Annotated in this window: 11 protein-coding genes; 7 read left to right on the top strand and 4 right to left on the bottom strand. The window is 67.4% G+C overall.

Annotation, left to right across the window (positions count from 1 at the left end; genetic code table 11):
- Positions 1–178: 178 nt before the first annotated feature.
- On the top strand, positions 179–1018 hold the full coding sequence (locus ABB55_RS01560) for a cell envelope integrity EipB family protein (protein WP_083463267.1): 840 nt from the start codon (positions 179–181) through the stop codon (positions 1016–1018).
- A gap of 69 nt (positions 1019–1087) precedes the next feature.
- Here the strand turns inward: ABB55_RS01560 and ABB55_RS01555 are convergent, their stop codons facing one another.
- Together ABB55_RS01555 and rnd are read right to left on the bottom strand one after the other, a co-directional pair.
- Positions 1088–1387 carry a hypothetical protein gene (locus ABB55_RS01555; protein WP_152981888.1) on the bottom strand — a complete coding sequence of 100 codons (300 nt, stop codon included), beginning with the start codon at positions 1385–1387 and terminating at the stop codon, positions 1088–1090.
- A gap of 29 nt (positions 1388–1416) precedes the next feature.
- On the bottom strand, positions 1417–2598 hold the full coding sequence (gene rnd / locus ABB55_RS01550) for a ribonuclease D (RefSeq protein ID WP_054361778.1): 1182 nt from the start codon (positions 2596–2598) through the stop codon (positions 1417–1419).
- 172 nt (positions 2599–2770) lie between these two features.
- Here rnd and ABB55_RS01545 point away from each other — a divergent pair, with 172 nt between their 5' ends.
- Together ABB55_RS01545 and ABB55_RS01540 are read left to right on the top strand one after the other, a co-directional pair.
- Entirely contained in the window at positions 2771–3913 is a 1143-nt protein-coding gene (locus ABB55_RS01545) for a sterol desaturase family protein (RefSeq protein ID WP_054357229.1), read from the top strand.
- Positions 3914–3995: 82 nt separating this feature from the next.
- Complete coding sequence (locus tag ABB55_RS01540; RefSeq protein WP_083463265.1) at positions 3996–4400, top strand: SMI1/KNR4 family protein; 405 nt, start codon at positions 3996–3998, stop codon at positions 4398–4400.
- 295 nt (positions 4401–4695) lie between these two features.
- On the opposite strand, the gene ABB55_RS01535 is transcribed toward ABB55_RS01540, so the two are convergent.
- Positions 4696–4941 (bottom strand): type II toxin-antitoxin system ParD family antitoxin, encoded by a 246-nt coding sequence (locus ABB55_RS01535; protein WP_054357227.1) that lies wholly within the window; start codon positions 4939–4941, stop codon positions 4696–4698.
- Positions 4942–5304: 363 nt separating this feature from the next.
- On the opposite strand from ABB55_RS01535, the gene aspS reads away from it, so the two are divergent.
- The 4 genes from aspS to ABB55_RS01515 all read left to right on the top strand — a co-directional run bounded on the left by aspS (position 5305) and on the right by ABB55_RS01515 (position 10807).
- Positions 5305–7089, top strand: a complete 1785-nt coding sequence (aspS, locus tag ABB55_RS01530; protein WP_054357226.1) for an aspartate--tRNA ligase — start codon at positions 5305–5307, stop codon at positions 7087–7089.
- Positions 7090–7257: 168 nt separating this feature from the next.
- Positions 7258–8685, top strand: coding sequence for a UbiA family prenyltransferase (locus tag ABB55_RS01525; protein WP_054357225.1), 1428 nt, complete (start codon positions 7258–7260; stop codon positions 8683–8685).
- 47 nt (positions 8686–8732) lie between these two features.
- A complete protein-coding gene (locus ABB55_RS01520) occupies positions 8733–10067 on the top strand; it encodes an FAD-binding oxidoreductase (RefSeq protein WP_244471947.1) in 1335 nt (444 codons plus the stop codon).
- 5 nt (positions 10068–10072) lie between these two features.
- Positions 10073–10807, top strand: a complete 735-nt coding sequence (locus ABB55_RS01515) for an SDR family oxidoreductase (RefSeq protein WP_083464032.1) — start codon at positions 10073–10075, stop codon at positions 10805–10807.
- A gap of 21 nt (positions 10808–10828) precedes the next feature.
- Here the strand turns inward: ABB55_RS01515 and ABB55_RS01510 are convergent, their stop codons facing one another.
- A complete protein-coding gene (locus ABB55_RS01510; RefSeq protein WP_054357222.1) occupies positions 10829–12061 on the bottom strand; it encodes a D-Ala-D-Ala carboxypeptidase family metallohydrolase in 1233 nt (410 codons plus the stop codon).
- Positions 12062–12134: the final 73 nt, after the last annotated feature.

Below are 12134 nucleotides of genomic sequence, written 5' to 3'. Positions count from 1 at the left end.
GAGCGGTCGAGACGAGCACATCGAATTGAGACCTGTCCCGGCGGCGCCCGCTGGCCGCTTCGGGCAAAACCGGATAGCAAGGTCATATCCACCCGCGGCGGCTGCGCTCGAGCCCACGCAGGTCCCGGATTCGCCGGAATTGGCGCGTTGAAGGGGCCGACATCAGACGAGGAAGCCCATGATCCGCTCCACCGCGATCCTCCTGTCGGCGGTCGTCATCCTGGCACCCGGCCCAGCGGGCGCGGCAAGTGCGACGATCACCGGCCTCAAGTCCCATCGAGCCGTCTATGACCTGAAGCTCGCCAAGCGCACCGACAAGTCCGAGATCGGCGGCGTCACCGGGCGCCTGGTCTACGAGTTCGTCGGCTCGGTCTGCGACGGTTTCGCCACGCAGTTCCGGCTGGTCACGCGGCTGGAGAATACCGACGGCAAATCGCGCGTCACCGACATGCGCACCTCGTCCTTCGAGGATGCGGACGGCAAGCTGTTCGACTTCCTGTCGCAGAACTTCATCGAGCAGACCATGACGGACGAATCGAAGGGTTCGGCCAAGCGGACCGAAGCCGGCGCCGTCGCCAGCATCGTGCGGCCGGCGGAACGCAAGGTGTCGTTGCCGGCCGAGGCCCGCTTCCCGACCCAGCACATGGCCGACCTGATCGACGCCGCCAAGGCCGGCAAGAGCTTCGACCAGATCCGCCTCTATGACGGCTCGGACGGCGGCGAGCGCGTCTACGATACCGCGGCGGTGATCGGCAAGCCGATCGAGGGGCCGGCCGAGGGCGACGAGGAGAAGGTCGCCGACCGGCCGGAACTGGCCGCAGTCAAGCGCTGGCCGATGACCATCTCCTATTTCGACCCCGCCAAGCGCGAGAAGGGCGAGGACACGCCCGAATACCAGCTGTCGTTCCAGCTCTACGAGAACGGCATCAGTCGCCGCCTGCGCCTCGACTACGGCGATTTCGCCCTCGACGGCCGCATGACGGAACTGACCTTCATCGACGTGAAGCCGTGCAATTGACCCGATTCCGGCGGCTGGCCCGATGCTCCCCGCTCGGGGCGCGCATCCGGGTCGCGACGGGCGATCGCCTCACGGCGGGCAGCGCAGGGCGCCCGGGTCGATGACACCGAAAATGGTGATATTGCCGTTGTGAACCGGCACGGCCGGCGCAAAGGTGCCGGGGATGAGCCCGTCGACCACCCCGGTATAATGGAAGACATGCCCGTTCGGGACATGGCCGATGATGCGGTCGGTGTGCCGGCCTTCCCGGACCGGGATCGGGGTGCCCGGTGGGGCGCCGTTCGGGTCGACCACGCGGCAGGTCCCCTGCGCGGCGGCAGGCGATGCGACCGCCGTGAAAACCGCCATGGCGAGTGCCAATCTCCGCATCAGGCTCCGGCTCCTCTATCGAACCGCGGTCATCCGATCCGCCGCCCCTTGGTGGCGGTCTGACGTGGATCGATCTCCAGCGAGATGACGCGCCGCCCGTCGAAGGACAGCGCGATCTCGCCGCGCTTCAGTTTCAAGGCGACGTTGCCGAAAATCTCCCGCCGCCATCCCTTCAGGACGGCCACGTCGGCATTGTCGTCGGCCGCGATCGCTTCCAGGTCGTCGACGGTGGCGATCACCTTGGCGGCGACGCCATGGGTCTCGGCGACGAATTTCAGCAGCACCTTCAGGAGATCGACGGCCGCGCCCGCGCCGTCCGGCATCGGCTTGCCGCGCGGGATCGCCGGCAGCTTGTCGCGCGGCGTGGCCAGCGCGCGCTTCACGGCGGCGACGATCTCCTCGCCCTGGCGCGAGCGCTCGTAGCCTTTCGACAGGCTGCGCAGGTTGCCGAGGCGCGACGGTTCGACCGGCTGCTCGGCCACGATCTCGTAGATCGCCTCGTCCTTGAGGACGCGCGAGCGGGGCAGGTCGCGGGCCCGGGCCTCGCGCTCGCGCCACGCGGCAAGCTCTTTCAGGATGGCCAGTTCGACCGGTTTCTTCACGCGGATCTTGAGCCGCTCCCAGGCGTCCTCGGGGCGCATGTCGTAGGTGCCGATCGAGGTCAGCACCTTCATCTCCTCGGCGACCCAATCCTGCCGGTCCTGCTCGGCGAGGCTGGCGCTGAGATAGTGATAGACCTCGCGCAGATGCGTCACGTCGGAGAGCGCATAGTCGAGCTGGCGCTCGGACAGCGGGCGGCGGCTCCAGTCGGTGAAGCGGGACGACTTGTCGATCTGGTGGCCGCTGACGCGATTGACCAACTGATCGTAGGAGATCGAATCGCCGAAGCCGCAGACCATGGCGGCGACCTGCGTGTCGAACACCGGCGCCGGAATGAAGCCGCCGAGATTGAAGACGATTTCGATGTCCTGACGCCCGGCGTGGAACACTTTGACGACGCGCTCGTCGCGCATCAGATCGAGAAACGGCTTCAGATCGAGACCGGGGGCCAGCGGATCGACCACCACGGCGAGATCCGGCCCGGCCATCTGGATCAGGCAGAGCTTCGGCCAGTAGGTGGTCTCACGCAGGAATTCCGTATCCACGGCGACATAGGGGTGGCCGGCCAGGGTGCGGCAGGCATCGGCGAGGGCGGAGGTCTCGGTAATCATCGTCATGTCGGCTCTATAGCGCGTCAGTCCGCACTTGTCGTGGGGCAATGGCGCAACCCGGAACCTCACGGACAACAAGGATCGCGACGAAATCTTGCTGAAACACCGGCCACATCCTGCCGAAACGCGGACGTGCCAGGGTGCCCTCCGTCGAAGGTCGGGGGGCTCCCATATGTTGCATGCGATCCGGATGAAGCTGCGCGCCGAGTTGGAGGCGCCGCGCGAGGCGCGTGGTTTCGGCACGGGATGGATCGCCGGCACGCTGGCCCTGCTAGCCGGTGCGACCGGCCTGCTCCTGGTGCTGGTGCTGAAGCATCCGGGCTGGCTCGGCGTGCCCGAACTCTCGTTGCTGCGCGACCACGCCCTGTTCCGTCCCGTGCTCTGGGCGGTAGTGATCGCCGCCTATCTCCTGTCGATCCTGAGCCTGGTGCTGCGGCCGGAGAAGATTCTCGGCTTCGTCGGCATGACGGTGACGCTGGCGGCGACCATTCTCGGCGCCGTGCCGGGCGAGCCGGCGAGCGCGGCGACGCCGGGCGGCCTGTTCCTCGGCGTCGATTTCTTCGTCCTCAACGTGCTCTTCATGGGCTTCCTGTTCGTGCCGCTGGAACGCTTCCTGGCGCTCCGGCCCGAACAGGTTCTGTTCCGAGAGGAATGGCGCGAGGACATCTTCTACTATCTGGTCTCCTCGCTCTTCGTGCAGGTGCTGACCTTCCTGACCCTGGCGCCGTCCAAGGCGGTGATCGCGGTCACCGGCGACTGGTCGGCCTTCCGCGCGTCCGTCGGCGCGCTGCCCTGGCTGGTCCAGGTGATCGCCATCATGGTGCTGACCGATTTCGCCCAGTACTGGGTGCACCGGGCCTTCCACCGCGTGCCGTTCCTGTGGCGCTTCCACGCCGTGCATCATTCGGCCAAGTCGATGGACTGGCTCGCCTCCGCCCGCATGCATTTCCTGGAGATCATCGCGCTGCGCAGCCTGACCGCGCTGCCGATGTTCGTGCTCGGCTTCTCGGAAAGCGCCCTGCAGGCCTATCTCCTGATCGTCTACATCTATTCGGCCTTCATCCACGCCAATATCCGCGGCCGCTTCGGCGTGCTGGAAGAGATCTTCGTAGTGCCGCGCTTCCACCATTGGCATCACGGCATCGAGCGCGAGGCGATCGACGTGAACTTCGCCATCCACTTCCCGCTGCTCGACCGGCTGTTCGGCACCCACCACATGCCCGATAACCGCTGGCCCGAAGGCTACGGCATTTCCGGCCACCCCGTGCCCAAGGGCTACTGGGCCCAGTTCCTCTACCCGTTCCGCAAGGGATAGCGCGCCGGCGGCGCAAGTCCTCGCTTCAAATCGAAGCCGCCTTGTGGTCGAATCCGCTGAAGCAGCGCGAGGCGGGACGGATATGGCTGATGTCTCCAAGTGGTTCCGGAACTGGCACGGAAACCCAGGCGCGACGTCAGATGTCATGGAAATCGAGCAAGCCAGGTTGGGCCTTGCATTGCCCGGCGAGTATCTGGATTTCGTCATGCAGTCCAATGGAGGCATGGGCTTTGTCGGCGATGCCTATGTGGATTTCTGGCGCATCGACGAACTCAGACAGTTCAATGCCGAATGCGAGAGCCACATCTACGCGCCGGGAATCCTGTTGTTCGGAACGAACGGCGGCAACGATGGCTACGGATTCGACTTTCGCCAACCTGTGGTGCACTGCGTTCGCATTCCCCTGATCGGAATGGCTCTCGATATGATCGAGCCGCTGGGAGAAACCTTCGGAGCCTTTCTGTCAAATATTTCGAGTGATCAATGACGGGGAGCGCAACGAACGGGCGATCAACCGATCGATTCAGCAAGATCAGGCATCACATCACACCCTTGATTTTGGGAGGTGATCCGGTGAGCGAAAACAATATCAATTGGGTCACGCGGCAAGAGCATCTTGTACTTATACGATATTGGAATGAAATCATCGCAAGAATGCGAAGACAAGAAACGCATAGCAGTTGATGTGAACAATAGATACTAATATTCCTGATTTCGATGTTTGATGTGAACCATTTAGTCTGCTATCTTTATTGTCGGCAAGTATTTGAGCCGTGGCACGCTCAGTAGCCTTCCTTGGCCAATTCGGCGGCCTTGGCGTCGAGGGCGGCATCGATGTCGGCATCGGTCGCTTCGCCGCCTGCCACGATCGAGGCCTGCAGGGTGGCACGCAGGGCGCTGAGCCTGGCCTCGCGCTCTTCGACCAGCCGAAGCCCTTCGCGGACGACCTCGCTGGCCGAGCCGTAGCGGCCGGTCTTGACGGTTTGGTCGACGAACTGTTCCCAGCGCTCGCCAAGGGATACGTTCACGGTTGGGTCCTCCTTCTGGGCAGGCAGGATAGGCCGATAACGAAAACTGCGCAATTTATGTCATCGTCAGGAATGTTCCGAGGTCCGTGAGAGTTTCTTCCCGCTGCACGAGCCCGTGCTTGGAAGACCGCGCCGAGGGGGCCGCGGCATCTCCGTCCGACCTGCAATCGGCCCGCGCGCAACGAGCCGTTTCCGGCCACCCCGTGCCGAAGGGCTACTGGGCCCAGTTCCTCTACCCGTTCCGCAAGGGATAGCGCCCCGGCGGCGCAAGTCCTCGCTTCAAATCGCGGGCGAAGGCGGCTAGAAGTCAGCCCGACCCGTATCCTGGACCGACCGTCCGGGCCTCAATGAAGCAGGACCACCATGCATCGCTATCGTTCCCATACCTGCGGACAACTCGGACGCGCCGCCGTCGGCTCGGCCGTCAGGCTCTCGGGCTGGGTGCACCGCGTGCGCGATCACGGCGGCGTGCTGTTCATCGACCTGCGCGACCATTACGGCATCACCCAGGTGGTGATCGACCCGGACAGCCCGGCCTTCAAGGCGGCCGAGGCGGTGCGCGCCGAATGGGTCATCCGGCTCGACGGCAGCGTCAAGGCGCGCACGCCGGAGACCGTGAACGCGAACCTCGCGACCGGCGAGATCGAGGTCTATGCGCGCGAGATCGAGGTGCTCTCGGTCGCCCGCGACCTGCCGCTGCCTGTCTTCGGCGAGCCGGACTATCCGGAGGACATCCGGCTCAAGTACCGCTTCCTGGATCTGCGCCGCGAGACGCTGCACGCCAACATCGTCAAGCGCACTAGAATCGTCGCCGACATGCGCCGGCGCATGGGCGACGCCGGCTTCACCGAATACACCACCCCGATTCTGACGGCCTCCAGCCCGGAAGGCGCGCGCGACTTCCTGGTGCCGAGCCGCATCCATGCCGGCAAGTTCTTCGCCCTGCCGCAGGCGCCGCAGCAGTACAAGCAGCTTCTCATGGTCGCCGGCTTCGACCGCTATTTCCAGATCGCGCCCTGCTTCCGCGACGAGGATCCGCGCGCCGACCGTCTGCCCGGCGAATTCTACCAGCTCGACTTGGAGATGAGCTTTGTCACCCAGGAGGACGTCTGGGCGACGATGGAGCCGATCCTGCGCGGCGTGTTCGAGAGCTTCGCGGACGGCAAGCCGGTCACCCCGTCCTTCCCGCGCATCCCCTATGACGTGGCGATCCGCAAGTATGGCTCCGACAAGCCGGATCTGCGTAACCCGATCGAGATGCAGGCGGTCACCGACCATTTCCGGGATTCGGGCTTCAAGGTCTTCGCCCGCATGATCGCCGACAACCCGAAGGTCGAGATCTGGGCGATCCCGGCCAAGACCGGCGGCAGCCGCGCCTTCTGCGACCGGATGAACGGCTGGGCGCAGTCGCAGGGCCAGCCGGGGCTGGGCTACATCTTCTGGCGGTCCGAGAACGGCGCGCTCGAAGGCGCGGGTCCGCTCGCCAAGAATATCGGCCCGGAACGCACCGAGGCGATCCGCACGCAGCTTGGTCTCGGCGAGGGCGACGCCTGCTTCTTCGTCGCCGGCGAGCCGGCCAAGTTCTACAAATTCGCCGGCGAAGCCCGCAACCGCGTCGGTGCCGACCTGAACCTGACCGATACCGAGCGCTTCGAGTGCTGCTGGATCGTCGACTTCCCGTTCTTCGAATGGGACGAGGAGGAGAAGAAGGTCGAGTTCGCCCACAATCCCTTCTCGATGCCGCAGGGCGGGCTGGAGGCCCTGGAGACGCAGGACCCCCTGACCATCAAGGCGTTCCAGTACGACATGGTCTGCAACGGCTTCGAGATCGCCTCGGGCTCGATCCGCAACCAGTCGCCGGAGCTGATGGTCAAGGCCTTCGAGATGGTCGGCTTGAGCAAGGCCGATGTCGAGGAGCGCTTCGGCGGCATGTATCGCGCGTTCCAGTATGGCGCGCCGCCGCATGGCGGCATGGCGGCCGGCATCGACCGCATCGTCATGCTGCTCTGCGGCGTGCAGAACCTGCGCGAGATCACGCTGTTCCCGATGAACCAGCGCGCCGAGGACCTGCTCATGGGTGCGCCGTCCGAGGCGACGCCGAAGCAGCTGCGCGAACTGCATCTGCGCCTGAACCTGCCGTCGGCCTGACCGAGGCGCCGGACTGAACCTGCCGTCCGGCTGACGGCCGCGTCCAGCATTGATTAACCGCGTGCGGTATCCTTAACCCCGCGCGCGGTTTTTGCCTCCCGTCCAAACGGGCGATTCACCTTTCCGGGCTAGCGTCGCCTCGTCTTTTTGAGACGAGTGGGTGTTGCCTTGAGTGCTTCCGCGTCTTCCGTCCCCCTGGTCGTCGACGTCGACGGAACCCTGATCCGCACCGATCTGCTCTACGAGGCCTTCCTCGATACGGTCGGGCTCGGCACGCGCCATGTCCTGGCGGTCGCGCAGAGCCTCGCCGCCGGCAAGGCCGCGCTGAAGCGCTTCCTCGCCGAGCGCTCCGGGCTCGCCTACGAGACGCTGCCCTACGATCCGGCCGTGCTCGACCTCGTCCGCAGCGCGCGCGCCGAGGGCCGGCCGGTCTATCTCGCCACCGCCGGCGACCGGCTGCATGCCGAGAAGATCATGACCGAACTCGGCCTGTTCGACGGCTTCTACGCCTCGGACGGCCGCACCAACCTGTCCGGCGACGCCAAGGCCGATCGGCTCGCGGCCGAATTCGGCGAGCAGGGCTTCGACTATGTCGGCAACGACGCGGCCGACCTGCCGGTCTGGCGCAAGGCGCGGCGGGCCTATGGCATCCGCCTGGTCGCCACCGTCAAGGCACGCCTCGCCAAGCTGAAGCCCGACTGGGTCGAGCTGTCGGCCGAGCCGGCCAGCCTCGGCGTCTGGGCCAAGGCGATCCGGGTGCATCAATGGTCGAAGAACCTCCTGGTCTTCGTGCCGCTGATCACCGCGCACCATTTCGGCCTCGCCGATTTCGGCGCCACGCTGATCGCCTTTGCGGCCTTCTCGCTCTGCGCCTCGTCCGTTTATCTGGTCAACGACATGGTCGACCTGAAGGCCGACCGGGCGCACCCGACCAAGCGCAACCGGCCGCTCGCCGCCGGCCGCATCACCATCGCGGAAGGCGCCATCGCGGCGGCCGTGCTGCTCGCCGTCTCGGCCGGGCTGGCGCTCCTGGTCTCGCCGGTCTTCCTGATGATCCTGGCGCTCTACTATCTCTCGACGCTCGCCTATTCCTTCGTCCTCAAGCGCAAGCTGATGGCCGACGTGATCGTGCTGGCCGGGCTCTACGGCCTGCGCGTCTTCGCCGGCGCGGTGGCGATCGGCGTCTTCGTGTCGGAATGGCTGTTCGCCTTCTCGATCCTGTTCTTCACCGCGCTGGCGCTGGTCAAGCGCCATGTCGAACTGTCGGTCCTGATGGCGCGCGGCTTCGATCAGTCGGCCAATCGCGGCTACCGGGTCGCCGATCGGGCGATCGTGCTGGCCCTGGCGGCGGCGGCCGGCATGAATGCCGTCACCATCTTCGCCTTCTACGTCTCGACCCCGACGGTCGCCGGCCTCTACACCCATCCGCAGATCCTGTGGCTGATCTGCCCGATCCTGCTCTACTGGATCGGCCGGGTGCTGATGATGGCCGGGCGCGGCGATCTCGACGACGATCCGATCGTCTTCGCCATCCGCGACCGCAACAGCTGGGCCGCGGCCGCCTTCTCGGGCGCCTGCATCCTGGCTGCGCTCTGAGCGGCGGCGGGGCAGGGCAGGCAAGACGGCAAGGGCAGGGTGCGGCCGTGAACGTCGAATTGTCGGGCTGGGGACGCTATCCGGTCGCCGCCACGGACCTTGTGCAGCCGGGCTCCCCCGACGCGGTCCCGGCCATGGTGGCCGGGCGGACGGGCGCCATCGCGCGCGGCAACGGCCGGGCCTATGGCGATGCGGCGATCGGCGAGGAGACGACGGTTTCGCTGCGCGGTCTCGACCGGATGCGCGCCTTCGATCCGGCGACCGGCTGGCTCACCGTCGAGGCCGGCGTGACGCTCGCCGAGATCGTCGAAGCCTTCCTGCCGCGCGGCTTCTTCCCGGCCGTGGTGCCCGGCACCCAGTTCGTCACCGTCGGCGGCATGATCGCGGCCGACGTGCACGGCAAGAACCATCACCGCGACGGCGGCTTCGGCGACCATGTCGCCGCGCTCGAACTTCTGCTGCCGGACGGAACCCGGCTCGCCTGCTCGCGTGAGCAAAATGCCGAGCTGTTCCACGCCACCATCGGCGGCATGGGCCTGACCGGCTACATACTCGCCGCCACGATCCGCATGATCCCGGTCGAGACCGGCTGGATCCGCCAGCGGACCCTGGTCGCCGAGACGGTCGCGGACACCGTCCGCCTGCTCGATGCCGCGCAGGACGCGACCTATTCGGTCGCCTGGATCGACGGGCTGGCGCGCGGCGCCGCGCTCGGCCGATCACTGGTCTATCTCGGCGAACACGCCACCCGCGCCGAACTGGGGGGCGCGCAGGTCCCCACCCGCTTCGGCCCGGCCGCCAAGGCCGGCCCCGGCGTGCCCTTCGACCTGCCGGCGCTGACCCTCAACCGGTTCTCGGTCGCGGCCTTCAACGAAGCCTATTTCCGGCTTGGCGCGGCCAAAGCCGGCAGCGAGCGTCTGGTCGGCTGGCGACCCTATTTCTTCCCGCTCGACGGCGTCGCCGATTGGAACCGCATCTACGGCCGCAACGGCTTCGTGCAGTACCAGTTCGTCCTGCCGGCCGCGCGGTCGGCCGACCTGCTGCCGGACCTGCTCGACCGCATCGCCCGGCGCGGCAGCGCCTCGTTCCTGGCTGTGCTGAAGCGGCTCGGCCGCGGCGGCGGGCTCCTGTCTTTCCCGTTCGAGGGCCATACCCTGGCGCTCGACATGAAGATGGAGCCGGGCTTGCTCGCTTTCCTGGCCGACTGCGACCGCCTGGTCGCGGCGGCCGGCGGGCGTCTCTATCTCGCCAAGGATGCCCGCCAGACGCGCGCGACCTTCGAGGCCGGCTATCCGGGTCTCGACCGCTTCCGCGACATCCGCCGCCGTTACGGGCTCGAAGGCCGGTTGGCCTCGCGCCTCTCCAGAAGGATCGGACTGTGACCGAAATGAAGACCGTCCTCGTCGTCGGCGGCACCTCCGATGTCGGCCGCGCCGTCGCGCGCGCCTATGCGGCCGCCGGCTGGTCCGTGCAACTCGCCGGCCGAGACGCCGCGGGCCTCGAGCGCGAGGCCGCCGACATCGCGACCCGGACAGGCGTGGCCGTGAGCGTCCATGCGATCGACATTCTGGATACGGGCGCCTTCGCGGCCTTCGCGGACGGCCTGCCGGTGCTGCCCGATACGGTCGTCTCGGTGGTCGGCCTGCTCGGCGAGCAGGTGCGCGCGGAGACTGATGCGGCCCATGCGACGACGGTCATGCGCAGCAATTTCGAGGGGCCGGCCCTGCTGCTCGGCCTCTTCGCCGAACGCTTTCTCGCGCGTGGCCACGGCACGATCGTCGGCGTCAGCTCGGTGGCCGGCGAGCGGGGCAGGGCCTCGAACTATGTCTATGGCGCCGCCAAGGCCGGCTTCACGGCCTTCCTGTCGGGTCTGCGCAACCGCGTCTCCAAGCGCGGGCTGCATGTCGTCACCGTCAAGCCGGGCTTCATCCGCACCCGGATGACCGCCGGCATGAAACTGCCGGCCCGGCTGACCGCCGACCCGCAAGCGGTCGGCACGGCCATCTTCCGGGCCGCGGAGACGCAGCGGCGCGACGTGATCTATGTGAAGCCGGTCTGGGCGCTGGTCATGGCGATCATCCGGGCCCTGCCGGAGACGATCTTCAAGCGCACCAAGCTCTGAGCGCAGGGGCGCCGCGGCCGGTCAGTCCTCGCGCGGGACGCGGCCCCAGCTCGACGAGCCGTCGCGCATGGCGAAATAGCTGCCGCAGCCATATTTCCAGTCGCGCGGCGTGCCCACGTCGACATGGACCAGGGACTGGTGACAGTACTGGCCGACGCCGCCGACGCCCGGCACGGTCCGGGCGAAGCTGGTCAGCGCCTGGGCGGAGACGCCCGGGATGACGATATCGGCGGCGGCGCAGCGCCGGTGCAGCGAGCCCGGGCGACCATGGTCGCGATAGCCGGACGTGATCACGACCTTCTTGCCGTAATGGCTTTCGATCTTGCGCAGAACCTCGATCAGCTCCGGCCGCAGGCAGGCGGTGTCGACCGACTCGGTCTGCAGGACGTAGGGCACGCCGAACGGGGTTCGCGTGATGACCGGCGGGGTCGCGGACGGCACTTCCGGCTTCGGGGTCGAACTCGTCGCCGACGTGAGCAGCGCGAGGATCGAATTCGGCCGGGAGGGCGGGGGCGGTGTCGGCGCGGCGACCTCGGGCGCGTTGAGCGGTCCGCGCCGCGGCATGATGGCGCCCGGTGCCGTCGTCGCGGTCGCGGACGCCGCGACGGCGGGAGCGGACGCCGCCACATGCGGCTTCGGCAGCGGCAGGGGAACCGGGATCACGGCCGGTGTGGGATCGACGGCCGCGACCTTCGGCTTGCGGATCGGAAGCGGCAGGAACTCGGGCGCGTCGTCGTCTTCTTCGGCGACCGGCGGCGGCAGGATGGCGGGCTTCGGTTTGGGCATCTGCTGGATGCCCGGCCGCGCCGGCACGATCAGACGGTCGAACGGGGAGGACTGCTCGCTGAAATCCGCATAGGCCAGGACCGGCATGGCGACGGTCTCGCCGGTCCGGAGCGAACTGGTCGTGATGACCAGTCCCTTGCCGGCCGGCTTGGCGGCCGAGGCGGTGACCGACCGGTCGCGACCGGGCGCCACCGGCAGCCGGTCGACCTTGCCGGACGCCGCCGACTTACGGGCCGGGGCCGGCAGGGCGTCCGCGACGATCGAGGCGGTGGTCTTCGGCTCTGCCGGATCGACATCGAGCGGGTCGACGCTGAAGGGCTCCACGTCGGCCTCTGTCCCGGCCTCGGTGCCGGCCATGGTGGCGCGCACGGGCGCGTCCTCGCTGTTTCCGCCGAGAATCCAGGCCGTTCCGATCCCCGCTACCGAAGCGAGACCAAGACCGACCAGGACGAGGCGGACAGGCCGCATGCAGCAGAGTCTCCACTTGACGGGCCGGCCGCACGGAGGCGCCGGGGCATCGGTCACGGTCGATAGAGTGCCT

Origin of the sequence: Prosthecodimorpha hirschii, assembly GCF_001305515.1 — a bacterium.
In the GTDB taxonomy this organism is placed as follows: domain Bacteria; phylum Pseudomonadota; class Alphaproteobacteria; order Rhizobiales; family Ancalomicrobiaceae; genus Prosthecodimorpha; species Prosthecodimorpha hirschii.
This window is presented reverse-complemented; position numbering and strand designations above follow the sequence as displayed.